Annotated in this window: 18 protein-coding genes and 2 riboswitches; of the genes, 11 read left to right on the forward strand and 7 right to left on the reverse strand. The window is 70.3% G+C overall.

All coding sequences use genetic code 11. The features are described from left to right. Nucleotides 1-212: 212 nt before the first annotated feature. Nucleotides 213-818 carry a hypothetical protein gene (locus ACWDEW_RS06685; RefSeq protein ID WP_450510271.1) on the forward strand — a complete coding sequence of 202 codons (606 nt, stop codon included), beginning with the start codon at nt 213-215 and terminating at the stop codon, nt 816-818. Between the two features lie 14 nt (nt 819-832). Here the strand turns inward: ACWDEW_RS06685 and ACWDEW_RS06690 are convergent, their stop codons facing one another. Continuing rightward, nucleotides 833-5,977: a CHAT domain-containing protein gene (locus ACWDEW_RS06690; protein WP_450510272.1), complete on the reverse strand. Its 5,145-nt coding sequence runs from the start codon at nt 5,975-5,977 to the stop codon at nt 833-835. A 225-nt stretch (nt 5,978-6,202) separates the two neighbouring features. Between ACWDEW_RS06690 and ACWDEW_RS06695 the strand changes: the two genes are divergently transcribed. The 5 genes from ACWDEW_RS06695 to ACWDEW_RS06715 all read left to right on the forward strand — a co-directional run bounded on the left by ACWDEW_RS06695 (nt 6,203) and on the right by ACWDEW_RS06715 (nt 11,478). Beyond that, nucleotides 6,203-6,880 carry a DUF3168 domain-containing protein gene (locus ACWDEW_RS06695; protein WP_450510274.1) on the forward strand — a complete coding sequence of 226 codons (678 nt, stop codon included), beginning with the start codon at nt 6,203-6,205 and terminating at the stop codon, nt 6,878-6,880. Nucleotide 6,881: 1 nt separating this feature from the next. Beyond that, the gene (locus ACWDEW_RS06700; protein ID WP_450510276.1) at nt 6,882-7,565 is read left to right on the forward strand and encodes an RES family NAD+ phosphorylase; all 684 of its coding nucleotides are present in this window, start codon (nt 6,882-6,884) and stop codon (nt 7,563-7,565) included. A 356-nt stretch (nt 7,566-7,921) separates the two neighbouring features. After that, complete coding sequence (locus ACWDEW_RS06705) at nt 7,922-8,614, forward strand: vWA domain-containing protein (protein ID WP_450510278.1); 693 nt, start codon at nt 7,922-7,924, stop codon at nt 8,612-8,614. Nucleotides 8,615-8,616: 2 nt separating this feature from the next. Next, a complete protein-coding gene (locus ACWDEW_RS06710; protein WP_450510280.1) occupies nt 8,617-9,852 on the forward strand; it encodes a protein phosphatase 2C domain-containing protein in 1,236 nt (411 codons plus the stop codon). Nucleotides 9,853-9,864: 12 nt separating this feature from the next. Further along, on the forward strand, nt 9,865-11,478 hold the full coding sequence (locus ACWDEW_RS06715) for a hypothetical protein (protein ID WP_450510282.1): 1,614 nt from the start codon (nt 9,865-9,867) through the stop codon (nt 11,476-11,478). Nucleotides 11,479-11,525: 47 nt separating this feature from the next. On the opposite strand, the gene ACWDEW_RS06720 is transcribed toward ACWDEW_RS06715, so the two are convergent. The 6 genes from ACWDEW_RS06720 to gcvT form a co-directional block, all read right to left on the reverse strand. Next, on the reverse strand, nt 11,526-12,695 hold the full coding sequence (locus tag ACWDEW_RS06720; RefSeq protein ID WP_450510284.1) for a macro domain-containing protein: 1,170 nt from the start codon (nt 12,693-12,695) through the stop codon (nt 11,526-11,528). Nucleotides 12,696-13,487: 792 nt separating this feature from the next. Continuing rightward, nucleotides 13,488-13,811 (reverse strand): type IV toxin-antitoxin system AbiEi family antitoxin domain-containing protein, encoded by a 324-nt coding sequence (locus ACWDEW_RS06725; protein WP_450510286.1) that lies wholly within the window; start codon nt 13,809-13,811, stop codon nt 13,488-13,490. A gap of 380 nt (nt 13,812-14,191) precedes the next feature. Then, nucleotides 14,192-15,559 carry an L-serine ammonia-lyase gene (locus ACWDEW_RS06730; protein ID WP_450510288.1) on the reverse strand — a complete coding sequence of 456 codons (1,368 nt, stop codon included), beginning with the start codon at nt 15,557-15,559 and terminating at the stop codon, nt 14,192-14,194. A 130-nt stretch (nt 15,560-15,689) separates the two neighbouring features. After that, complete coding sequence (gene glyA / locus ACWDEW_RS06735; RefSeq protein ID WP_450510290.1) at nt 15,690-16,949, reverse strand: serine hydroxymethyltransferase; 1,260 nt, start codon at nt 16,947-16,949, stop codon at nt 15,690-15,692. A 14-nt stretch (nt 16,950-16,963) separates the two neighbouring features. Further along, entirely contained in the window at nt 16,964-17,344 is a 381-nt protein-coding gene (gene gcvH / locus ACWDEW_RS06740) for a glycine cleavage system protein GcvH (protein WP_450510292.1), read from the reverse strand. Nucleotides 17,345-17,462: 118 nt separating this feature from the next. Beyond that, entirely contained in the window at nt 17,463-18,584 is a 1,122-nt protein-coding gene (gcvT, locus tag ACWDEW_RS06745; RefSeq protein WP_450510294.1) for a glycine cleavage system aminomethyltransferase GcvT, read from the reverse strand. Between the two features lie 34 nt (nt 18,585-18,618). After that, nucleotides 18,619-18,737, reverse strand: a riboswitch (glycine riboswitch). Continuing rightward, nucleotides 18,738-18,851: riboswitch (glycine riboswitch) on the reverse strand. Between the two features lie 149 nt (nt 18,852-19,000). On the opposite strand from gcvT, the gene ACWDEW_RS06750 reads away from it, so the two are divergent. The 5 genes from ACWDEW_RS06750 to ACWDEW_RS06770 all read left to right on the forward strand — a co-directional run bounded on the left by ACWDEW_RS06750 (nt 19,001) and on the right by ACWDEW_RS06770 (nt 24,718). After that, entirely contained in the window at nt 19,001-19,690 is a 690-nt protein-coding gene (locus tag ACWDEW_RS06750) for an AAA family ATPase (protein WP_450510738.1), read from the forward strand. A 64-nt stretch (nt 19,691-19,754) separates the two neighbouring features. Next, entirely contained in the window at nt 19,755-20,540 is a 786-nt protein-coding gene (locus tag ACWDEW_RS06755; RefSeq protein WP_450510295.1) for an enhanced serine sensitivity protein SseB, read from the forward strand. 176 nt (nt 20,541-20,716) lie between these two features. Next, complete coding sequence (locus ACWDEW_RS06760) at nt 20,717-21,505, forward strand: enhanced serine sensitivity protein SseB C-terminal domain-containing protein (protein WP_450510297.1); 789 nt, start codon at nt 20,717-20,719, stop codon at nt 21,503-21,505. A 337-nt stretch (nt 21,506-21,842) separates the two neighbouring features. Then, nucleotides 21,843-22,850, forward strand: coding sequence for an ABC transporter permease (locus ACWDEW_RS06765; protein ID WP_450510298.1), 1,008 nt, complete (start codon nt 21,843-21,845; stop codon nt 22,848-22,850). Between the two features lie 71 nt (nt 22,851-22,921). Then, a complete protein-coding gene (locus tag ACWDEW_RS06770; RefSeq protein WP_450510300.1) occupies nt 22,922-24,718 on the forward strand; it encodes an ABC transporter substrate-binding protein in 1,797 nt (598 codons plus the stop codon). The last annotated feature ends 86 nt before the right edge of the window (nt 24,719-24,804 follow it).

Here is a 24,804-nt window from a genome sequence, read left to right on the forward strand (position 1 = left end):
CAGGTCGACCGCACAATGACGTCGGGCGATAGGGGATGAAGTGGTCGAAGGCGCATCAGTGACTTCCTTCCTGGAGAGGCATCAGCGTGCCGACATACCGCGGCCCGCTCAGGCCCCCGTCCCGACAAGCCTGGTGAACGAAGTGCCCAGCAGGCACAGACACAGGCACCAAGTGGCGGGCAGATCTTATGGAAACCCGGGGGAAAAGAGACGTGGCGCAATCTTGGTTAGCGCTCCTCGTGGCGCTCGTCGGCGTAGTGGGCACCCTGAGCGCGGCGCTCGTCACCCAGGTCAGAGCCGACCGGGTCAAGCGGCTGGAGATCGACACGCTGCGCGGGCAGCACGCGGAGGATCGGGCACACGAGGAACGGATGCGCGCGCTGGAGGTGGCGGACGCCCACGAGCAGCGGGACGAGGCGCGCCGGGCTGAGGAACGTGCCCGGCTGCGCGCCTGTTACGTCGCCTTCAACGCCGCGGCCCGGCAGTACCAGACCACGCAGATCAATGTGTTGCATGTACTGCGCACCGGCACGGACGTAAACGATTGCGTCATGGCTATGGAAGAGGCCCGCACAGTGTTCCGCGTGAGCTACGCGGAAGCGCAGATGCTGCTGCCGGACCCGGTCCTTGACGCGGCGTCGGTGGTGAGCCGTAGGCTGAACGAACACTACGGCGCGTTGAAGAAGGCACTGGCCGACGCCCCCCGCGCTCCGGCCCCGCCCGAGTGTGAGCAGCGGATCCAGTCCGCCTGGGTGATGCTGAGCGCATTGCGCCGGACGATGCGTCGTGACCTGCGCGTCGATGACGCGGCGCCCTGAGCCGCCCGGCTCGACTACTGCCCGTGGTGGGCGAAGGCGGACCACACCTCCAGTTCGTCCATGCCGCGCTGTTCCGCCTCCCTGAACACGCCGCCGCACGCGGCGAGTTCGTTTGGCACGGTCCGCCGCGGGTCCAGCATCCATAATTGGGCGGCACGCAAAGCGTCTCCGGCCGGGTCCCCGGCGCGCAGCCGGTGGTGGAGGACGAGCATGAGCGCGGTGGTCCGCGGGTCGTCGGCCACGTCCCAGCGAGATCCGACCACCGCGGTGGCGCCGGCGCTGAGGAAGGCCGTGGCCAGGGTGAGCGCCTCGTCGTGGTCACTCACCGTCAGATCGCTGGTGCAGTTGGCGAGGACAACGGTCCCACCGGGCGTCCCGGGGTCGCGATCGACGGCCCCCGCGAGCACGTCCGCGACCGTGACGCACTGCCTGGCGGTGAGCCGGAGCACTGAGTCCGCGGGCGAAAGCCCGGTGTCCGCATGGCAGTTGACATGGAGTACGGCGGTCGGAACCCGGCTGTGGCCGGGCAGGAACGCTCTCAGGGAGTCCGATACGGGAGGCAGTGGCGGCGGCGCGTCGGTGAGGGCGTGTTCGCCGAGGCCGCCGACGACCTGTGTCCCCTTGTACAGCGAGCCGACCAACGCGGCTTCCCGGCGCATCCGCCAGGAGCCCTGCGGGTCGGCGACCACGGCCACCGAGCCCGCGTCCGGCCGGGCTCGGGGTCGGTCGGCCACCTCCATGAGCTGCCGGGCGGTGGCACAGTACTGCAGCGCGGCCCGCTGACACGCGTACGCGGCACCGGCCCGGCCGTCCGCACAGCGGGCCGCGTGCCAGGGCACCGCACCGAGCGCGCCCACTGGTGCCAGCACCAACCGGGGCGTACGGCCGTACCGGGTGCGGGCCGCGGACAGCACCGGGCCCATGGCCACCTCGCCCGCCCAGGAGCACAGCCCGTCGAGCGCGTTTCGCCACCGCTGTTCCAGGCGCGCGAGTCGGCGTTCGTAGTTGGTGTGCATGACCTCCGGATCTCCCGGAGCGGGCCGGTCGGCGCGGGCGGCGCTGCGGAAGGCCTCGGCGGCAAGGTCGTAGGCGCCGAGTGGGCTGTCCTCGGAGACGACGAGACCCGGCAGCGCGAGCGCTTCCACCGTGCCGGTGGCACCGACGATCACCGCGTGTCCGGAGGTTGCCATGGCACCGTCCGTCCCCGCGTCCTCGCCGGGCACGAGGTAGACCAGCGCGTCGCGTCCGAGACGACGTAGCGCCTGGCCGACCCGGCCCGGGTTCGGCGCGGACACCAGCCGTTTCTCGGCGGCGCTCCCGGCGAAGGCCTGGAGGACCTGGCGGCGCAGGCCGTCGGACACAACCTGCCGTTCGCCGCCGCCCGCCTCCTCCTCCCAGCGCCGGGCCAGCCCGTCGTGCCCGCCGTTGCGCAGCAGTTGCGGCACCGTGACGCCGACGGTGGCGGCGTTGAGGACGAGCCCGCGGCCGAGTTCCAGCGCCTCGTACGCCGTGCCGGGTTCCTCGTCCTCCAGGCTCCAGCGCAGGAGGCGGAGCATGTCTGAGGAGACCGCGCGGGCAGCCTCCAGGGCGTGTCCCGTGCCGGACTGGAGCAGGACCGCGCGGCCATGGGCGTTCAGCAGCGCCCGGGCGGTGTCCCGGGCGTCCCTGCGGTGCTCGGCGTCGGCTGGGCCATGGGCACGGTACGCGTCGGCGAGCGCCCGGAGGACCGCGCGGGCGAGCGGATCGCCGGGTGCGGTGTGCAGCACCGCCCACCGGTCGCGCAGCCCCCGCAGCGCCCGGTCGAGGTCGGCCGCGTCGCCGGTGCGCCCGTGGCGGGTCAGCAGCAGAACGCTCAGGCCGTACGCGCAGCGGCTGCGGGAGCCGTGGTAGCCGTGCGTGCCGTGCTCGGTCTCGGTGCCGAGCACGGTGACGGCGCGGTCGAGCAGGGCGTCGAGCGCTTGCTCGTGATCGTGATCGCGGTTGGGGATGGGGTGCGGGGCATCGGTGGCGGGGACCCGCGTGTCCCCCGTCCGGAGCAGGTCGCACAGGGTCGCGGTGGCCCTGAGGAGCAGGCTCGGGCGTTGCATGCCCTCCTCCGGGCAGGCGGCGGCCCCGTCGAGGAGTTCCTCGGCGGCGGCTCGCGCAGCCGCCAAGTCGTCCTTGGCAAGGGCCTGTTCGACCCTACGCCGCACTAGTTCGGCGTGCAGGGCCGGGCGCCTGGGGTGACCGTCCGGGAGCGCGCTGAGTGCGTCCGCCGGGGATGCGGAGACGTTCAGGCCTGTGTGCGCCACCGGTCCCGTGGAGATGACGGCGAGCAGTTCGGCGCGGAAGGGAGCCGTCCGCTGCGGAGGCGTCGGCCGGAAGAGGCGTGCGGGCACCCGGGGGTCACCGGCGGCCACGAGGAGTTCGCTCAGCGGGGGCAGCACCACGTCCCCGGAGGTGCGCTCGATGAGCGCGGCGTAGGCGCGGGTGGCGGCGTCGAGGTCGGTACGGTCGCCGAGAACGAGGTGCCGGTCCAGGAGCAGCCGGGCCAGGAACTCGGCGCAACGGTCCGCGAGGCCGGTCGCGGTGGAGACCGGGACGCCGGCCGTGCCGAGAGTGGCCACCGCCCTGCGCGCGAGGGCGACAGCGGTCTCCAGGTCCTCGCCGTCGCGGTCCCGCAGCCAGCGGTGATGGTGCAGCACGGCCAGGGTCGCGGCAGCGGGCGCGCTCAACGGCTCCTCGGCACCTACCAGTTCGGCTACCCGGGTGGCAGGGACCGCGAAGGGGTCGGGCGTACCGTCGCCGAGCAGGACGGCCGCGCCGAGGTCGAGCACCTGCACCGTACGGAGGGCGGCCGGGCCGGCGGACGGGTCCGGCCCGGTGCGGTCGTGCGCCGGCTGTCCGCTCCGCACATCGTGGACGCCTGTCGCCCGGGACCGGTACTCGGCCTCCCGCGTGTTCTCCTCCTTCGGTTCCTCCCGCGAGGTGCCCAGAAAGAGTCCGAGCAATTGCCGTACGTCGCCTGGACCTAGCCGCTTCAGTGCGGCCACCACGGGTGCGCGCAGCGGCGATTCCTGGGGGAGCAGGGCGATCGCCTCCTTGAGCGCGGACCGGGTGGCCTTCCGCTCGGCGTCGGTGGCCTCGCCCGCCTCCTCGACACGGAGCCCGAGGACGCCCGCGATACCCAGCATGATCGCCCTCAGGCCGGTCGCCTCGGCCTCCAGCTGGGGTGCGGCCCGTCGCAGCCGTTCCGACCAAGCCTGGGAATCGGCCACGGAGGGGGGAAAGTTCGGGGAACGCAGCAGCCGCACCATGACGAGGAGGAAGGCGAAGTAGGGCTCCTCCTCGTCGGAGGCGCTGAGCACCGCGTTGAGCAACTGCACGTCGTCCTCGACAGTCGGGAACCCAGACACGTCGGGCAGTGCCCGGCCGTTCGGGGAGGCCGCCGAGCGTACGAAGGGTTCCGCGTACCAGACCCGGTACATCAGGGCGATGAGGAACGAGCCCCTGAAGTCGGCGTCCCCCAGCCCGGCGCGCTCGGGCAGACGTTCCAGCGCCACCCGCATGCGGCGCAGCGCCTCGCCCAGCACCGTGGGCTCGGCCACGGGCAGCCGACAGGCGAAGTCCAGCAGCAGCGCCACACCGAGGAACCCCTGTGCGTAGAGGTGGAGTTCGTTGTCGTGCGGGTAGAGCCCCACCCCGGTGCGCAGCAGGTCGACGGCCTCGCGGACATCCCGTACGACGTCTGGCGCGGTGCGTTCGATGGCGATGACGGATTCCGGCCGGCCGGCCCTGACGGCCTGTTCGACGACACCGTAGGTCAGGGGCATCCCCCGTCGTACGGCACGCTGCCCGAGCACGATCGCGGCCTTGAGGACGACTTCGGCCCGGTCGTCGTCCTCCGGCCCGATGAGGGGTATGAGCTGCCGCGCGCACACCGCGAGCCGGTCGTGCTGCCGGTCGCCCAGTACGCCTTCCGACAAGTCCTGCCAGAGCAGTTGGACGAGGGTGTCGAAGTACGACACGAACTCGTCGTCCACCGCCGCACCGTGCACCGCGGAACTTCCACCCGCGCCGGCGGCACGCGCGGCGGAGTGCGTCGCGGGGTGCGCCGCCAACACCGCCTCCACCAGTTCTACGGCGGCCTCGCGGTCCCGCGCCGGGGTGGGGTCGCCGGCCCGCTGCGCGCTCCGGTTCTCCTCGGAGCGCGAGCACAGGGCGTGGAGCAGCCCCTTCTTCAGGCCGAGCGTGATCTCATCCGTCAGGCCGGGACGAGCGAGCGCCGCCCGGTACCAGTCGACGGCCCGGCCCTGATGCCGCTGGGTGGTGGAGAGTTCGAGCAGCAGATCGCACAGGAGCGTGCCCAGTTCCGCCGCGTTCTCCGGCTCGTCCTCGTCGAGCAACGCCGCCGTCAGGTCGAGCAGGGTGAGCGCCTCCTCGGCCCCGGCTTCGACCGTGGCGGGAGAGGGGTCGGCGCGGAAGCGGTCGTCGAGGTCGAGAGCGGAGAGCTGGACGAACTCGAAGGTTACGACGGGCTCCAGCGAGGTGTCGAGATCGTCGGCCGCCCGCGCGGCGGCGAGCAGCGCGATGGCGTTCCGGCGGTCGGCGAGCCGTGCGGGGTTGCGGTAGTCCGGGCAGCGCGAGCGGTCGGACAGGACGAGGCCGAGGACGGCTCGACACCGGGCGGGTTCGGCGACGAAAACGTGGTCGGGTCCGTCCAGCAGGTCGCCCAGCAGCCGGACGATCAGGTCCACGTCCGCGTCACGGGCCGCGCCGGGCTCGGCGCGGCTCAAGCGGTCCGCCACGTGGAAGGCCCAGGCGCAGGTCAGGTCGACCTTCGCGAGGCGCTCGGGTTCCGGTCCGCCGTCGCCGCACAGGTCGGCGGCGAGCGTGCACACGGTGGCGAACCGCTCGCGCAGCCGGTCGAGCCGATAGCCCGCCGGTTCTCGGGCACAGCGCATCGCCGCGGCGGTCAGGGACATCTCGTACACCACGAAGCGTTGCTGGGCGTCCGTGACCGTGGCGCACAGTGTGGCGAGCAGAGTCTCGGCCTCACCCAGGTCGGGCGGCTCGCGCCGAGCCTCCGCCGCCAGGGACCGCTCGGCGGCCTCCAACAACTCGGCCACCCGCTCCAGCAGCTCCTCCTGGCCGGTGCCGCCCATTGCGTTTCCAGTCATTCCCCACCCCGATTCGGCATATGCCATTTCCGCGCCCGACCGCTGCGCACGGCTCGCGGCGTTCCCCGCCGGACTTCAGGCCGAGGCTCCGGGGCGAACTTCCGGAATTCCGTCGGCCAGGCCCGCCGAATGCTATACAGCCACCCGATTATCAAGACCGGTCAATTGCCAAAAGTACGGTACCTCACTACCGTACGGATCCATCCCGATCCCAGAGGGGGGCGCATGGACGAGGACGAGGCACGACTCATCGGCGCGCTGACGAGAGATCGGCAGGGGATACGAGAGAAACTCACCCCGGAAGACCGGAACCAACTCGACGCATTGCTCGATCTGGCCGCCGAAGGGGGCGACGAGGGGCGGCAGCGGGCGGTGGCCCGTGCCGTCGCGGCCCATCTGCGCGCCGCGCTGCCGGAGGAGGAGGTCCGCGCGGTCGAGCGGCGGTTCAGCGGCACGCCGTCGCCCCTGCCGCACGTACTGCTGGCCTCGTTCGCCTCGTTCGGCGACCGGTCGGCGGGACCGTATGCGACCGGGCCTTCCGTGTCGGACGGTGTGCAGGATCAACCCTCGCCGTACGAGCGGCTGTTGGCGGAGCCCGCGCTCTCCGAGGACGACCTGAGGGACAACTTCGGTGTCGAGGCGACTGCCCCCGAGCTGATCCGCCTGCGGCGCTGCGACGGCACGGAGGGGCTACCGGCCTTCCAGTTCGACGGCTCCGGCCGGCCCCGGGACGTGGTCGTCGCCGTCAATCGCCTGTTGGGCGCCGCGGAAGATCCCTGGGGCGTGGCCGACTGGTGGCTCGGCCCCAACCCTTGGCTGGCCGCGCCCCCAGCGACCCTGCTGGGCAGGGGTCTGGACGGACAACTGCTCGCTGCGGCGAGCGTCGTGGGAGAGGAGGACTGACATGGCCCGAGGCGCACGACTGCCCGACAAAGGCACGGCCGAACCGAAGCGGGTCGACTGGGAGGCCGGCCGGGTCTTGTACAGGGTGCACTCGCGCAAGCGCGAGGCGGTCGAGTTCAACCCCACGCCCCAGGACCACCACTTCGGCGGCGGCCGGTTCGACGGCACCCCCAATGCCCCCTACTCCTACCTGTACGCGGCGCCCGAACCGACGACGGCGCTGGCTGAGAGGCTGCTGCGCGACATCAGCTTCGACGGCGCGAGTCCCACCCGTGTCCTGCCGCGCAGAGAGCTGGAGGGCAAGCGGCTCTCACAGGTTCGGCTGGCCGGCGACGTGGCGCTGCTCTCGCTGCACAGCCTGTTCGACCTCAATGCCGTTCAGCAGGAGGACGACTGGCTGGTGCGCTCCAAGCCCACGGAGTACGCCTTCACCCGTCGCTGGGCGCACTGGCTTCGCGCCGAGGCCCCCTGGGCGCAGGGCTTCCTCTACGGGTCGAGGCTCGCTTTCCCGGAGGTGTCGCTGGTGCTGTTCGACCGCTGCGCGCACAGCGATCTGCTGGAGGCCACCGACGAACCTGCGCGTGACCTCGACGACGCGGATGGCGTGCGGTGGGTCGATGAACTGCTGAAGCCTTTCCGGGTCAGGGTCGGGCCCCCGGACGCCCCGGACGGCACCGGGACCTGACACCGCCGGCCCGGCGGCCTGTCCTCGACTGGGCTTCGCGCTCGGGCTGGGCTTCGCGCCCGGCCCGAGGTGAAATCCGGGCGCCTTCCGGGTTCTTTCCGGGTATTTGGCCGAAACCACAGACCGACCGCCCACACACGTGCATACTTTTATCAGTAACTGCACGGGCTTGCACAACCGCACCTTTCGGCGCGTTCGATTCCGGACGCAATGACGTCCACTCGTCCTCCGCGCCGACATCACATTGCAGTCGGACAGAGAAACAGGAATGCGGGAAACGCGCCGTTCCCGTACGGCGGTTCTTCTGCCCATTTCCTCTTTTCCCTCTTCGATCACCGAACCACGTCAGGACAGGAATGTCTGCATTCTCGAACGTAGAACGCCCCGCCGTGTTTCCCGTCTGCCTCTGCATCGACGTCTCGTATTCGATGGCGGGGCCGCCCATGACCGCCGTCAACGAAGCCCTCCCCGAGATCAAGTCGGCGATCAAAGGCGACCCGGCCACCGGCGAGATCGCACGGCTCGCTGTGGTGACCTTCTCCGACCGGGCCGAGGCCGTTCTGCCCCTGACCGACATAGCGTACGCCGACATGCCCGTGCTCTCACCGCAGGGCGGCACCAACTTCGACGAGGGGCTGCGTGCCTCCGGTGACGCGCTGCGCGACGGCATCAAGGGCCTCGGCAAGGGCAGCGCCTATCACCAACCGGTGATCTTCTTCATCAGCGACGGCGAGCACAACGCGGGCGTCGACTGGACCCACACCCGGGATCAGGTCACCTCCAGGGACGACAAGTACGGGGCGCAGATCGTGAGCTTCGGCTTCGGTCAGGCGAACCGGGACGCGATCCAGCGGGTCTCGACGGGCTTCGCCTTCTTCACCGACGAGAGCGACCCGGGGACGGCCGTGCGCGAGATCCTGCGCACGGTGCTGAGGAGCATCCGGACCACCTCCAGCAGCTTCTCCTCGACCACCGGGGGCGCGCTCTCGGTGCCGCTCGACGGAACGAAGCTCACCCAACTCCCGCTCGACCAGCGCACGGTGAACTGAGCGTGACCCTCTTCAGCACACCCTTCGGCCGCCGCCGGGGCCGGCACGCGGCTCCAGAAGCGGGCGACGCCGGCGACCGGAGCCCCGTAGCAGACCACGAGGCCGCCGCCCCGGACGGGGAACTCACCACGACGGACACGGGGGATGTCCAGCCTAGGGGTTCCCGGCACGGCGCCCCCGGTGATCCGGAGACGGCGAGCAGGGGCCCGCTGCCCTCGGCCGGGCCGCCGATCCCCACGGGCCCGCCGACTGAGCCCGAGGCTGCCACCGTGGAGCACGTTCTCGCCCCCGGTCCGTCTGATGCCGAGACCCGCACCGACGCCTGCCCATCCGCCGGAGAGAGCACGGCGCCCCTCACTCTTCCGTCCGTCGCCCCACCCCGCACCCTGCCCACCGACGCACCGTGTGTGGGCGACCACCTGCAACCGCTTCCGCTCCCCCGCCTCGCGCCGCCCACGACCTCGCTGCCCGGGCTGCGGGCCGACGGCGGACTACTGGGCGACCGATGGCTGGGCGCGGCGAGCCTCGCCGGGCAGTCGCACCTGAACGGCGGCAGCACAGCACAGGACGCCTACCAGTTCACCCTCTCCGACGACGGCTCACTGCTGGTCGCGGCGGTCTGCGACGGCCTGGGCTCACGTCCGTCGACCTCGCAGATCGGGGCCACCCTCCTGTCCTCCCTGTTGTGCGAGACGGCCCGCACGGTCACTGCCGGACAGCTCGCGGCCGACCCGCGCGCCGTACTCGGCGGTGTCCTTGAGGCGGCATGCGCGCGGCTGGTGCCTTTTCGCACGGTGGGGAGCCTGGGCCTGACGGACAGGGACTTGTCCTGTACGGCCGTCTTGGTACTGCTCCCTGCCACGGGCACCGGCTGGGCTACCCGGGTCGGGGACTGTGCGGTGATGCGGCTGGCCGGGGCGGAGTGGGAGACCGTCTTCCCTCGCGACGGCGGACCGGTCAACCGGGTCTCCGCCGCGCTGCCCCACCCCGCTCCCGCGGAGCTGGCCGAGTATGCCTCGCTGGCTGAGGAGAGCCCGGGCGACTGTCTGATCCTGGCCTCGGACGGGCTGGCTGAGGACGCCTTCGGCTCACCCGCGGTGCGCGCCTGGCTCGCCGAACGCTGGGCACAGCCCTGCGACGCCGCCGCGATGGCGGACTCGCTGCGCTACCGGCGCCGCGGCTCGCACGACGACCGGACCGCTCTAGTGGTGTGGTCACGGCAGTCGTGGGACGGATGACCGATGCGCGCCATGAACAGTAGGCTCGGCCGCAGATACCATGTCGCGCCGCACCCCTTCAACAAAGACGGCGGCCAGGGGCTGCTGTACCACTGCACCGACCAGGACGGAGTGGAGCGGGTCTACAAGGAGTACAAGGCTCCCGTGTCCGCGACGTCCGAGGTCCACCGGCTGCACGAGTTGGCTCTCCTCGGCGAGGAGGCCGTGCGCCGCGCCGAGAAGGGCAAGGGCTCCGCTGTACGCGGAGGGCTCGCCACGACCGCCGAATCGTCCATCAACTGGCCCATCGACGTGATCCACGGCAAGGGCGGCAGTGTGGCGGGCGTCGTGCTGCCCCTCATCCCGCAGTCCTTCATGTTCACGGACGCGGACGGCCGTCAGGCGGCCCGTACGCTCGACTTCCTCTACCTGGCCCGGGCCGAGCCGACACCGCCCGAGGCCCGGGTACGCGTCGGTGTACTCCTGCGTGTGTGCGACATCTTCAAGGAGCTGGAGGATCTCAAGCTCACCCACGGGGACCTGTCCGCGAAGAACCTCGTGTGGCGCGGACAGGACACACACGCATATCTGATCGACTGCGACGGGCTGACCTCGTGGAGCAAGCCGGCCACGCACGGGGTCGCCACGCAGGAGTGGACAGATCCCCGCCGCATCGCCGACGTGATCCCGGCACACGACCGGTTCAGCGACCGCTTCGCCCTCGCCCTGGCGCTCTACCGCGGCCTGTTCCTCAACCCGGGCGGTCCGCGCTGGCCGCAAGGCCCCCGGAAGGGGCAGTGGATCAAGCCCTCGGGATTCCCTGCCCGATTGGACCCGACACTACGACAGATGTTCGGCCGCGCGCTCGACGACCCGTTCTCGACGAGTACACGGCCCAGCGCGGCCGACTGGCATAACGCCCTGCACACGGCCTTCCTCACCTCCGGCCGCCCGCCCTCCTACCGCGACGACGCGCTGCGCGTCCTGGACGACTACGCCTCCCAGCACCGACGGGCGGCCCAGCACCAGCGGGCCGCCCCGCGACCGGGGCCGAGTCCGGCGAACGGCCTTCCGCTCCAGACGCCCCGGCCCCACCCTCGACCGCATGTGCAACCGCAGCCACAGAAACACGTCACGCCGCCCGCGCAGCCGGTGCCGCAGGTGGCCCCCCGACTTCAGCAGACGCCTGCACCCGCGCGCACCCGCCGACGCGGCAGCACACCGTGGCTCGTCACGGGGCTGGTGGTGGCGCTGGCGGTGATCGGCGGCGGCGTGTTCTGGTTCATGAACAACTCCGCCGATCCGTCCACCGCGCTCCCGCTCAGGGCCGGACCACCTTGCCCCGCCACCGTGGCCGCCCACATCCCGGACGGCGCCGGAGCGACACTGCTGCACACCTACACGACAGAATCGAACCTCATCCGGCTGTGCCAGACCGTGAGCGGAAAGATCTACTACAACGGCACCTGGCTCCACCAGGACGCCCGCCACAAGAAGTCCGAGCAGATCACCGTCCCCGCCGAGCCCACCACAGACGGCTACCGGGCGAGCAATCACGGCTACCTGTACGTCATCAAGGACGGGTGGGTCATCATCCACCTACCCAAAGGCGAGACAAAGAAATACCGCCTCACCGAAGCCGACTGAGCATGCCGTCCCCAGCCGTCATGGCCATCACCGTCGCACCGCCCGGCTCACCGGCGTCGGGCGGCGAGTGCGTCCAGTACGGCGGCCGCGCTGACGGCGTTGCGTGTCACCAGGTGCACCGACCAGTCGGGGTCGGTCGCAAGGGCGATCTCCAGCGCCCCGAGAACAGCCTCCGCACTCTCGCGCGCGGCAAGGCCGCCGCGCCCCGCGCCGAACAAGGGCAGCGCGACGGCCCGCAGCGGGAGCCTGCCGGATTCTCGCTCCTCACCCGCCAGCCTGAAGACACGCAGGACCGCCTGGGCGACGGCTTCCGGCGCTGTCTCGTAGCCGTTCCCGGTCGCGGACGGAGTGGTGACCGCCGCATGGAAGATTCTGCGCACCCCGCGCGCCGCCAGTGCGCCCGCCGGGGTCACCGCCACCGTGCCGGGGGCCACGGGCAGCCCGGACGGCACCGAGCGCTCGCTCCAGGACTTCAACTGACGCGCGATCACATCGTCCACGATCCGCCCGCCGGCGTCCTTCGTCGCCCCCGCCCGGCGCAGGCTCCCGGAGACCGTGCGGCGGAACGTCTTGGACATCTCGAAGTAGATGTTCTCCGACGACACCAGAACATCGACGTCCTCGATCAGCTCGATGGGCGCGACGTGCAGGGTGATCGTCACTTCGCCATGCGGAAAGCGCGTGGCCACCCGATGCCGCCCCGTCCGCAAGGGCGCAGGCGGTCCGGACGACCCGGGCGCGGGGTACGCCTCAGGCGTTTCGACCACCGGCCACGGTGTCGGGGCGGGCACGACGGTCCCCGGCCCGGCCGCGTCACCGTTCGTCACCGGCGCGCCGACTCCCACAGCTTCGGCTCCGGCCAGGATCGCCTCGGCGACCTGACGGATGAGCAGCTTCTCGTGGTGCTTGCGAAAGCGATCGAAGCCGACGTCCGCCAGCTCGGCAGCCCTGTCCCGGCGCTCCTTGCCCGGCAGAGCACGCGTGCGTGGCAGCAGACCGAAGGTCATCAGGCCCACCTCGCGCTGTCCGGGGTCGAGCCCGTCGACCGCGCGCCGCAGTGCGTTCTCCACCGCGACCGTGTCGACCTCCCCCTCCCTCGGTCCCGGCCGCCCGTCCGTACCTGTGGATCGCGCGAGCACTCCCGGCAGCTCGACGAGGCCCGCCTCGTGCAGCCGCAGCATGCCGAGGGCGCGAATCCTGTGGAGCTCCTGACTCAACACGTCCACCATCGCTGCGTGTGGCCTTGGCACATCCCCCAGATCCATGTCCGAAAGCATGGCGGTACGACTCACGCCCAGCAACGGAATCGGCCGAACTCGCTTTCCAGAAAAGGACGAAGAGGCGTGCCTACCGGCTGAGCCTCCGAAACCTCCGCACCACCAACAGCAGGAACACAACGTCGCCGCTGGTCACACCCCCGCCAGCAGCAACGCATGCTTCGCCGGCCGGGACGGCCCCTGTCCCGTCGGTGCGCAGAAGAGCATTCGCGTGGCGCTGGCCGTGGAGGAGAGGGGGTGCCAGAGGGTGGCCTGGCCCAGCCAATGGGGCATCTTCTGTGGGGAGACGTAGATGCTGGAGATCAGCGTCAACGGGAAGACGATCGCGAACAGGCCGCCCACCGGCTCGGGCCCGGCAGCAGCAACCCCATCCGGACTCCTACCCGGATAAGCGCGAAGCGCACGGACGGGAGCAGGGCGACCGCTTTCGCGAAGTCGAGATCCGAGCCGGAGCCAACTCGGGGCGCCAGCCCATGCTGTAGGCCGCCATCATGATGCCCAACTCCTCACAGGTGACGCGTATCGCACCCCCGTGTCGCACCGTCCAAAGGCGTCCGCGCTCCCCTTGCGCTCTCCGCTCCTCGGCAAGGCAATGATTCGACCTACACAGCTCCCTGTCTGAGCCATCATGCCAAGCCATCATCTCGCCTGTGGACCGGCTGTTGCGGCGAGTCAGGTTGCACAGGCGGTTGTAGACGCGGCCGGCCGTGGTGTCGCGCGCCGGGTTGGCCGTCAGGCGAGCACCGCCTCTACGGCAGGACGGATGACGGAGAGGGTATCCAACCCGCGCGCGATGTGCTGGAGTTCGCCGACACGGTTGCGGTGGCGCATCGCGTCGACGACGCTGCGGGCTGCGTTGTATACGGGGATGGTCTCTCCCGGGGCTGCTTCGAACCGCTCGGCTCCGAGGGGGAAGGTCTTCGAGGCATACTGCGCCACCACGGTCGGCGGGTAAGAAATCGTGGGGCGGTGTGTACCGCGCGGCACGGCGATGTGCACTGCCGTGGGGATGTCGTCGATCAGCTCGTTCAGGGCCAGGGCGGACTCACCACCCACGGCAGCGTGAGGAGCCCGCGCACACGGCGAGGTCTGAATGTGCGGTCTCCGGGGCGTCTGCCCGCCGGTACACCCCACGGGACAGTTCGTCTATCTTCCCCCCTGCCACCAAGGACGCCAGATCCCGGGGGAGAGCAGGTCTGTCGGTCTCAAGGGATCGATTTGATACGTCCTGACGACGGTCGGCGGTCAGGCGGATGGGAAGCGAGATCGCGGATTCGTGAACCCTAGATCGTACGCTCATCCCGTGAGATTTCCTGGGGACTTTTCGGGGACTTTCAAGCCTGTCCCAGGGACTTCTCGGGGATTTTCCGCCGAGTAAGCAGGGAAGGCCCCGACAGCACTGAAAGACACGAACGTGCTGGTCAGGGACCGCTGCCTCAGCACTCGATGATATTGACCGCCAACCCACCCCGAGCCGTCTCCTTGTACTTCACGCTCATGTCCGCCCCCGTCTCCTTCATCGTCTTGATGACCTTGTCGAGGGACACCTTGTGGGACCCGTCCCCCCGCATCGCCATGCGCGCGGCGGTCACCGCCTTCACCGCGGCCATGCCGTTGCGTTCGATGCAGGGGATCTGGACGAGGCCGCCGACGGGGTCGCAGGTGAGGCCGAGGTTGTGTTCCATGCCGATCTCGGCGGCGTTCTCGACCTGCTCCGGGCTGCCCCCCAGCACCTCGGCCAGGGCGCCCGCCGCCATCGAACACGCCGAGCCGACCTCGCCCTGGCAGCCGACCTCGGCTCCGGAGATGGACGCGTTCTCCTTGAAGAGCATGCCGATGGCGCCGGCCGCGAGCATGAAGCGGACGACCCCGTCCTCGTCGGCGCCGGGTACGAAGTTGATGTAGTAATGGAGGACCGCCGGGATGATGCCGGCCGCGCCGTTCGTGGGGGCGGTGACCACCCGCCCGCCCGCCGCGTTCTCCTCGTTCACCGCCATCGCGTAGAGCGTGATCCACTCCATCGCGTGCGCCAACGGGTCGCCCTCCGCCCGGAGTTGGCGTGCCGACATGGCGGCCCTGCGGCGGACCCTGAGGCCGCCGGGCAGGATGCCCTCCCGCGACATGCCCCGCGACACGCACGCCCCCATCACCCGCCAGATCTCCAGCAGCCCGGCCCGGATCTCCTCCTCCGTGCGCCAGGCCCGCTCGTTCTCCAGCATCAGCGCGGAGATCGACAGACCGGTCTCCTGGGTGAGGCGCAGCAGCTCGTCGCCGGTGCGGAAGGGGTACTTGAGGACCGTGTCGTCCAGCTTGATCCGGTCGGCGCCGACCGCCTCCTCGTCGACGACGAATCCGCCGCCCACCGAGTAGTACGTCTTGGACAGCAGCTCGGCGCCCGCCGCGTCGTACGCCCACAGCGTCATGCCGTTCGCGTGGTACGGCAGGGCTTTACGGCGGTGCAGCTTCAGGTCGGCGTCGAAGTCGAACGGGATCTCGTGCTCGCCGAGGAGCCGGATGCGTCCGGCGGCCTTGATCTGCTCGACCCGTTCGTCGGCCCCCTCCACGTCCACCGTGCGCGGCGACTCGCCCTCCAGGCCGAGCAGCACCGCCTTCGGGGTGCCGTGCCCGTGCCCGGTCGCGCCGAGCGAGCCGTAGAGCTCGGTGCGGACGGAGGCGACGGAGTCCAGCAGCTCCTCGTTGCGCAGCCGGCGCGCGAACATGCGGGCCGCCCGCATCGGGCCGACCGTGTGGGAGCTGGACGGGCCGATGCCGATCGAGAACAGGTCGAAGACCGAGATGGCCACGGTGACTCCTCAGAACGCAAGACGTGCGGGGTGGTGCAAGGGATGGAGCGCCGCGCACACCTCCCAGTGTGCGCGGCGCCCCCGGTGGGCGACTACAGCCCGGCGGACCGGGCAGGGCCCGATACGCGGACTACAGACCCGGATACAGCGGGTACTTCTCCGCCAGCGCCGTGACCCGGGCCTTCAGGCCCGCCACGTCGTACGACGGCTTGAGCGTCTCCGCGATGACGTCCGCGACCTCGGCGAAGTCCTCGGCACCGAAGCCGCGGGTCGCCAGCGCCGGCGTGCCGATGCGCAGGCCGGAGGTGACCATCGGGGGCCGCGGGTCGTTCGGGACGGCGTTGCGGTTGACCGTGATGCCGACCTCGTGGAGCCGGTCCTCGGCCTGCTGTCCGTCGAGTTCGGAGTTCCGCAGGTCGACCAGGACGAGGTGCACGTCCGTGCCGCCCGACAGGACGTCGACCCCTACGGCCTTCACGTCGTCCCGCACCAGGCGCTCGGCGAGCAGCCTGGCACCCTCAACCGTACGCCGCTGGCGCTCCTTGAAGTCCTCGCCCGCCGCGACCTTGAAGGAGACGGCCTTGGCGGCGATCACATGCTCCAGCGGACCGCCCTGGAAGCCGGGGAAGACGGAGGAGTTCAGCTTCTTCGCGAACGACTGCCTGGCGAGGATGATCCCGCCGCGCGGGCCGCCCAGCGTCTTGTGGGTGGTGGAGGTGACGACGTCCGCGTACGGGACGGGGTTCGGGTGGAGGCCGGCCGCCACCAGGCCCGCGAAGTGCGCCATGTCGACCCACAGGTACGCCTCGACCTCGTCCGCGATCCGGCGGAACTCGGCGAAGTCCAGCTGCCGCGGGTACGCCGACCAGCCCGCGATGATGACCTTCGGGCGGTGCTCCTTGGCGAGCTTCTCCAGCTCGGCCATGTCGACCAGACCGGTCTGCGCGTCCACGTGGTAGGCGACCACGTCGAACTGCCTGCCCGAGAAGTTCAGCCGCATCCCGTGGGTGAGGTGGCCGCCGTGCGCCAGGTCGAGGCCGAGGATGGTGTCGCCGGGCTGGGCCAGCGCGAACAGGGCGGCCTGGTTGGCGGAGGCGCCCGAGTGCGGCTGCACGTTGGCGTACTCGGCGCCGAACAGCTCCTTGACCCGGTCGATCGCGATCTGCTCGGCCACGTCGACGTACTCGCAGCCGCCGTAGTAACGACGGCCCGGGTACCCCTCGGCGTACTTGTTGGTGAGGACGGAGCCCTGCGCCTCCATGACCGCGACCGGAGCGAAGTTCTCCGAGGCGATCATCTCCAGCGTGGACTGCTGACGGCGCAGCTCGGCGTCGACCGCGGCGGCGATGTCCGGGTCGAGCTCGTGCAGGGGCGTGTTCAGGACGGACATGGTTCTGCGACTCCTCAGCCGGCGGTGAAGGCGGTGTACTCGTCGGCGGAGAGCAGGTCGCCGGGCTCCTCCGTGATCCGCACCTTGAACAGCCAACCGCCCTCGAAGGGCTCGGAGTTGACCAGTGCGGGTTCGTCCACGACGGCCGAGTTGATCTCCACGACCTCACCGGTGACCGGCGCGTACAGGTCCGACACCGACTTGGTCGACTCCAGCTCGCCGCAGGACTCGCCCGCGGTCACCGTGGTGCCGACCTCGGGGAGCTGGGCGTAGACGACGTCGCCGAGCGCGTTGGCCGCGTACTCGGTGATGCCGACGGTCGCGACACCGTCGACGGCGGCCGTCAGCCACTCGTGTTCCTTGCTGTACCGCAGATTCTCGGGGTGGTTGCTCATGGCGTGAATTCTCCTGTACGCGGGGGAGTGCTGGTGAAGGGGGGAATGCGGAAGGGATCGCCGAACAGGGGGAACAGAGGCGATCCGCCCGGTCACGGACTCGACGCTACGACGACTGTCACTTCCGGCGCTTGTAGAACGGCAGCGCCACGACCTCGTACGGCTCGTGGCTGCCCCGGATGTCCACGCCGACACCGGCCGTGCCCGGCGCCGAGTGCGCGGCGTCGACGTAGGCCATCGCGATGGGCCTGCCCAGCGTGGGGGAGGGGGCGCCGGAGGTGATCTCGCCGATCACCCGGCCGTCGGCGACGACGGAGTACCCGGCGCGCGGGACCCGGCGGCCCTCGGCGATCAGGCCGACCAGGACGCGCGGCGGCTGCTCGGCGGCGCGCTCGGCGGCGGCCTCAAGAGCCGTGCGCCCGACGAAGTCGCCGTCCTTCTCGAACTTCACGACCCGGCCGAGCCCGGCGTCGAACGGGGTGAGGGCGGTCGACAGCTCGTGGCCGTACAGCGGCATGCCCGCCTCCAGGCGGAGCGTGTCCCGGCAGGACAGGCCGCAGGGGATCAGCCCGGCCGCGGCTCCGGCCTCGGTCAGTGCCTCCCACAGCTTCTCCGCGTCACCGGGGGCGACGAACAGCTCGAAGCCGTCCTCGCCGGTGTAGCCGGTGCGCGCGATCAGCGCGGGGACACCCGCGACCGTGCCGGGCAGACCGGCGTAGTACTTGAGGCCGTCGAGGTCGGCGTCGGTGAGCGAGGCGAGGATGCCGGGGGACTCGGGGCCCTGGACGGCGAGCAGCGCGTACGCGTCACGGTCGTCGCGGACGTCGGCGTCGAAGCCCTCGGCTCGCTCGACCAGCGAGTCCAGGACAATCTGGGCGTTGGACGCGTTGGCGACGACCATGTACTCGGTCTCGGCCAGCCGGTAGACGATGAGGTCGTCGAGGATGCCGCCGTCGGCCTGGCAGATCATGGTGTAGCGGGCGCGGCCGACGCCCACGGAGGCGATGTTGCCGACGAGCGCGTAGTTGAGGAGTTGGGCCGCGTCCGGTCCGGTGACCGTGATCTCGCCCATGTGCGAGAGGTCGAAGAGGCCGGCCTTCGTGCGGACGGCGAGGTGTTCGTCGCGCTCGGAGCCGTAGCGCAGCGGCATGTCCCAGCCGGCGAAGTCGGTCATCGTCGCACCGAGCGAGCGGTGCAGCGCGTCGAGCGCGGTACGACGGGGGGCGGCGGTACTGCTCATCGGTCGGTCTCCCAAGGCATGACGGCGAGGTCGTTCCTCCCCATCTGTCATCGGAACCTGAGAGGTTCGCCATGACCGCGCGGGACACGCACGGGTCACGGGTTGCACCTTGGGTGGGACCACCGGCGACGGCGGTCCGCTTTTCAGATGTGCCTCGCCCGCGCGGTAACTGGGCCTGAGAGATTCAAGGGAGGGACTTGCTCCTTCGGCGCCCCGAGCGTCGTACGACTGACGACGTACGACCGGGGACTCTCCCGCGCGGATTCAAGCGGCCGGTATGCAGTTAGGCGCGCACATCATCGCACAGGCTTTGTAACAGGCCTGTGGCCGGAAGCGAACGGAACCGCGAGACACCGTGCATTACCTTCTCTTTACGTTCGTTGGGGAGAATCTTTCCTGACCCCGCAGGGAGGACGATCACGGTGACAAGGACCACGGTGTACGCCACGACCTCGGCCGTAACGCTGCCCGAGCAGCCCTCGGCCCCGGCCGGGGAGGCATGCCCGGCCCGCCCGGCACCGGTCGTCCGCGACCTCCGCGAGCGCGCCGGCCGCAGCCCGCACGGACTCCGCTTCGGCCGCCGCGACCTGGTCGTGGTCACCGGCCTGCCCGGCAGCGGCAAGTCCACGCTGATGCGGCGCGCGGTCAGCGGCGACGGAGCCCGCGTCGACAGCCAGGACGCGAGGGACCGCTGGGAGACTCGGGCGTCCCGTATATCTGGCCTCCTCCCGTACGCGGTCTACCGCCCCCTGGTCCGCCTCGCCCACTACGCCGGACTGCGCCGCACCCTGCGCTCCGCGTCCGGAGCCGTCGTGCACGACTGCGGCACCCAGACCTGGGTGCGCGGCTGGCTGGCCCGCGCCGCCCACCGCCGCGGCGGCACCCTGCACCTGGTGTTCCTCGACGTCAGCCCGGACACCGCGCTCGACGGCCAGCGCGAGCGCGGCCGGGGCGTCTCGCGGTACGCGTTCCTGCGCCACCGCCGGGCCGCCGCCCGCCTGTTGTGCGCCGTGGAGCGCGGCGACCTGCCGCACGGCGTGGGCTCGGCGGTCCTGCTGGACCGGGACGCGGCGGACGTGCTGCGCCGGATCGACTTCGCGGACTGAGCCGCTAGCCTTTTCCGTCACAGCACGTTTACAGCAGGCGGTTTCACCAGCAGGCGGTAGGTAGATGGACTTCCCGGCGGACTTCCCCGGTCAGGCGTACCCCCACCCGCATCCGCACGGCGGATGGCCCGGCAACGAGCTGGAGGAGGTGCTCTCGGTCTCCCTCGGCCTGCCCTCGGCCGGCGGCCGGATCATCGAGGTGCTGTCCCGCAGCTTCGTCTGGGTCCCGCTGCCCAGCGGCGGCGGCCCGCACAGCGGACCCCTGGACCTGCCCACGCTGGACATCGACGGGCAGGCCTTCGTCCCGGTCTTCAGCTCCGAGGAGCAGTTCCGCCAGGTCGTCGGCTCGCATCTGTCGTTCACGATCGCGCCCGCGGTGGAGTTCGCCCGCGGGCTGCCCCCGCAGGTGGGCATCGCGGTGAACCCGGACGGCGTGGTCGGCATCCCGCTCCCGCCCGCCGCCGTGGCCGAACTGTGCCGCATCGGCCGCAGCGCCCTGGACGGCCCCACCAGCGGCGGCCGGGTCCGCCTCTTCGAACCCGACTGGCAGGACGACCCGGTCGACTTCCTCGCCGCGGCCTCCGCCGAGTTCGCCGCCATCGGCGTGGTCGGCACCGCCCGCCGCTGCCTGGCCGCGATCGAGACCGCCGACCCGGTCATGTTCGTGGGTGTGGAACTGACCAACTGGGACGGCGACCTGAGGGCGGCCCCCATGGACGCCCTGTCCCGCGCCCTCACCAGGGCCGAGGTCAAATGGCCGGTCAACCTGGTCCTCCTCGACGTGACACAGGACCCGGTGGCGGAGTGGATGCGCCAGACAGTGCGTCCTTTCTATACACAGGGTCACTAGCAATCGCCGTTGAGGGCAGCTGGCCCGGGGGCGCGGGGCTGTGTCGATTTGCGGCTCTGCCGCAGGGCGCGACAAGCCACGACGCACCCGCACTCGCCAACGGACACTGAGCCCCCACCCATTGGGCGCTTAAGCTGGACCCCAACGCAGGCCAACCACCAGAAGGGGCGGTACACGTGAGCGCCAGCGGCACCGCGACCGGCCAGGTCGAGCACATGCTGCGCCAGGTGACGCCCGGGCGCTACGACGCCTACGAGGCGCTCCTGCGCGCCCTCGCGACCCCCCACTCCGGCCAGATCTGGATGCTCCTGTGGCACGGCCAGTCCGGCTCCCCGGACGCCCAGTACGGAAACATGCACGTGGAGGGCTACGGCTACGCCCCCTGCGTGACCTCCGCCCAGGAGCTCTCCGCCAGCGGCTGGAACCGCTCCTACGAGGTGGTCGACGGCCTGGACGTGGCCCGCACCCTCTACCCCGACCACTTCGGCCTCTGGCTCAACCCGCACGCCCCCGGCGGCGGCGTCGGCATCCCCTGGCTGGACCTGCGCCGCATCGCCACCGGCCTGGAGCGCCAGCCCGCAGGGCCCCTGCGCCTGACGGAGCCGGCGATCGAGGTCCCGCAGTTCTACGGCCTGCTCACGCAGAACGCCCACCGTACCCCGGCGGTCCGCACCCTCCGCCGCGCCTGGGTGCAGCCCGCGCTCGGGGCGCCGTATCTCGCGATCGGTCTGGATGTCTACGACACCAGTCCGCCCGCCGTGGACTCGGTGCGCGCGATGATGCAGCAGTCGATCGGCGCGGTCCCGGACGGGCTGCCGGTGTCGACCGTGGCGATGTCCGACGACTACGACCCGGTGGCCCTGTGGCTGCGGGCGAACGCCCGCCCGTTCTACGACCGCGAGGCCCAAGCGGCGCCCGCCCAGGCGGGCGGGTACGGCTACCCGCCCGCCCGTGGTGGATACTGACCCGGCGAGTCCTCTTCCCCGCTTCTCCGCAGGATTTACGTCGACGACACATTTCTTCGCGCGTAGATCGCGGTCTGGTGCCCCAAAAAGCGCCGAATCGGTGATCTGTCCCAACTGCCCCGCGTCCGGGGGGCGTTACCCGTTGTCCGTATAACGGAACCCTCCAGCCCGCATCACGTTTACGCATCCATTCACCGTCAAGTCTGGCAGCAGATCACCAAAGCGTTGAAGACTCCCGCACCAGGGGCCGTTCGCCCCGATGTACTACGGACTGATCATGGCCGCCACAGCGGCAAGTGTGGGCCGGCTACCGCCGGTTGAGAGGGGTCCCTGCCAGATGACGGCACCATTGCACGAGCCGACTGCGGAAACGGCCCCGAGCGCGGCCGAGGAAGCGGCGGTAGTGAGCGCCGAGACGAAGGGCGTTCAGGGCCGTTCCCTGGGCCGGATCGCCTGGGAACGGCTGAAGCGCGACAAGCTCGCCCTGACGGGCGGCATCGTCGTGCTCGTCCTCATCCTGCTCGCCCTGCTCGCGCCGGTCATCACCAACCTGCTCGGACAGGACCCCGACGTCTACCACGAGAACCTGATCGACCCGCTGTTCAGCACGCCCACCGGTTCCCTGGGCGGCATCAGCGGCGATCACCTGCTGGGCGTCGAGCCGGTCAACGGCCGCGACATCCTCGCCCGCATCCTCTACGGCGCCCGGATCTCGCTGCTGGTCGGCTTCATGTCCGCGGTCGTCGCCGTGGTCCTGGGCACCGTCCTCGGCATCCTCGCCGGCTTCTTCGGTGGCTGGGTCGACTCCGTCATCAGCCGCGTCATGGACGGTCTGCTCGCCTTCCCCCAGCTGCTCTTCATCATCGCGCTGGTCTCCGTGATGCCGAACGACCTGCTCGGCCTGTCCGGGTCGAGCGTGCGCGTCTTCGTGATGATCCTGGTCATCGGCTTCTTCGGCTGGCCCTACATCGGGCGCGTGGTGCGCGGCCAGACGCTCTCGCTGCGGGAGCGCGAGTACGTCGAGGCGGCCCGCTCGCTGGGCGCCGGACGGGCGTACATCCTGTTCAAGGAACTGCTGCCCAACCTGGTGGCGCCCATCGTCGTCTACTCGACGATGATGATCCCCACCAACATCCTCACCGAGGCGGCCCTCAGCTTCCTGGGCGTGGGCGTCAAGCCCCCCACCGCCTCCTGGGGTCAGATGCTGTCGAGCGCGATCGACTACTACGAGTCCGACCCCATGTACATGGTGGTCCCGGGTGTGGCGATCTTCATCACCGTTCTTGCCTTCAACCTCTTCGGCGACGGCGTGCGGGACGCGCTGGACCCGAAGGGCTCTCGCTGAGCCGCCATACCCAAGTGTCCCGTGGCACCAATCACGGGGTCTCTCATCAAAATTCCGGAGGATCCGAGATCGTGACTACCCAACGCACCTCAGGGCGGCGTAAGCAGGCGTTTGCCGCTGCTGCCGCGGTCGCCGCACTGCTGACCACGGCGGCGTGCGGCGGCAGCAACAGCGACGACAAGGGCTCGAGCACCGGCGCCGCGGGCTTCAACGCCGCGAACGAGAAGGTCGCTCAGGCTTCGCTGGCCAAGAAGGGCGGCACGCTGAAGTTCGGCGGCGCCCAGGACGCCGACTTCTGGGACACCACCCGCGGCTACTACGGCTTCATGTGGAACTTCGCCCGCTACTACAGCCGCACGCTCGTCACGAACAAGGCGGCGCCGGGTGCCGAGGGTGCCCAGCTCACTCCGGACCTCGCCACCGGTCTCGCCAAGGTCACCGACGGCGGCAAGACCTACACGTACACCCTGCGTGACGGTTCCACGTGGGAAGACGGCAAGGCGATCACGTCCCAGGACATCAAGTACGGCATAGAGCGCGTGTGGGCGCAGGACGTGCTGTCCGGTGGTCCGACGTACCTGAAGGACGTCCTCGACCCCAAGGGCGAGTACAAGGGCCCCTACAAGGACACGACGAAGGACCATCTCGGTCTGAAGGCGATCGACACGCCGGACGCCAAGACCATCGTCTTCCACCTGCCGAAGGCCAACTCGGACTTCGAGGACATGCTGTCCCTGGTCTCCGCCTCGCCGGTCCGGCAGGACAAGGACACCAAGGCCAAGTACACGCTGCACCCGTTCTCCTCGGGCCCGTACAAGTTCCAGTCCTACACGCCGGGCAAGGACCTCACCCTGGTCCGCAACACCGCGTGGAAGCAGTCCTCGGACCCGGTCCGCAAGGCCTACCCGGACAAGATCACCGTTCAGTTCTTCTCGGACGCCAACCAGCTCGACCAGCGTCTGCTCAACGGTGACATCGACCTCGACATCAACCAGACCGGCATGTCGCCGCAGGGCCGCACCACCGCCCTGAAGCAGCACAAGGCCAACCTGGACAACCCGACCTCGGGTTACATCCGCTACGCGGTCTTCCCGCAGAGCGTCGCGCCGTTCGACAACATCGAGTGCCGCAAGGCCGTGATCCTCGGTGCCGACCACGTGTCGCTGCAGACCGCGCGAGGCGGCCCGGTCGCCGGTGGTGACATCGGCACCAACATGCTGCCGCCGTCCATCCCGGGTGGCGAGGGCCAGAAGTACGACCCGTACGCCATCGCCGGTGCGGACAAGAACGGCAACATCGCCAAGGCCAAGGAAGCCCTCAAGGCCTGCGGCAAGCCGAACGGCTTCTCCACCACCATCGCGGTCCGCAACAACAAGCCGGTCGAGGTGGCCACGGCCCAGTCGCTCCAGGCCTCGCTGAAGAAGATCGGCATCAACGCGCAGATCGACCAGTACGACGGCTCGCAGACCTCCGGCATCATCGGTAGCCCCACGAACGTGAAGAAGAAGGGCTACGGCATCATCATCATGGGCTGGGGCGCCGACTTCCCGTCGGTCCAGGGCTTCGGTCTGCCGCTGTGGGACAGCAAGTACATCGCGCAGAGCGGCAACAACAACTACGCGCTCATCAAGGACAAGACCATCGACGGTCTGTTCGACTCGTACACCACCACCCTTGACGACGCCGGCAAGGCCAAGATCGCCACGGAGATCAACCACAAGGTGATGGAGGGCGCGTACTACCTGCCCTTCACCTTCGAGAAGTTCATCAACTGGCGCTCGGACAACCTGGCGAACGTCTACACCAGCGCGGGCACGAACGGCACGTACGACTTCGTGAACCTCGCCCTGAAGAACCCGAAGAAGTAAACCCGGCACACCCGCCGAACGGCACGAAAGGCAGGTGAAGGCCGGCGCGGCGTGATCGCGGGTCACCGGACAATCTCCGGTGGCCC

The organism is Streptomyces sp. NPDC001100, assembly GCF_053598575.1.

Bases quoted from the DNA above. Each gene is read 5' to 3' on its own strand.
- ACWDEW_RS06755 (WP_450510295.1), top strand. From the start codon at position 19,755: ATGGACTTCCCGGCGGACTTCCCCGGTCAGGCGTACCCCCACCCGCAT.
- gcvT (WP_450510294.1), bottom strand. From the start codon at position 18,584: ATGAGCAGTACCGCCGCCCCCCGTCGTACCGCGCTCGACGCGCTGCAC.
- ACWDEW_RS06715 (WP_450510282.1), top strand. From the start codon at position 9,865: ATGAACAGTAGGCTCGGCCGCAGATACCATGTCGCGCCGCACCCCTTC.
- ACWDEW_RS06700 (WP_450510276.1), top strand. From the start codon at position 6,882: ATGGCCCGAGGCGCACGACTGCCCGACAAAGGCACGGCCGAACCGAAG.
- ACWDEW_RS06705 (WP_450510278.1), top strand. From the start codon at position 7,922: ATGTCTGCATTCTCGAACGTAGAACGCCCCGCCGTGTTTCCCGTCTGC.
- gcvH (WP_450510292.1), bottom strand. From the start codon at position 17,344: ATGAGCAACCACCCCGAGAATCTGCGGTACAGCAAGGAACACGAGTGG.
- ACWDEW_RS06765 (WP_450510298.1), top strand. From the start codon at position 21,843: ATGACGGCACCATTGCACGAGCCGACTGCGGAAACGGCCCCGAGCGCG.
- ACWDEW_RS06690 (WP_450510272.1), bottom strand. From the start codon at position 5,977: ATGACTGGAAACGCAATGGGCGGCACCGGCCAGGAGGAGCTGCTGGAG.
- ACWDEW_RS06695 (WP_450510274.1), top strand. From the start codon at position 6,203: ATGGACGAGGACGAGGCACGACTCATCGGCGCGCTGACGAGAGATCGG.
- glyA (WP_450510290.1), bottom strand. From the start codon at position 16,949: ATGTCCGTCCTGAACACGCCCCTGCACGAGCTCGACCCGGACATCGCC.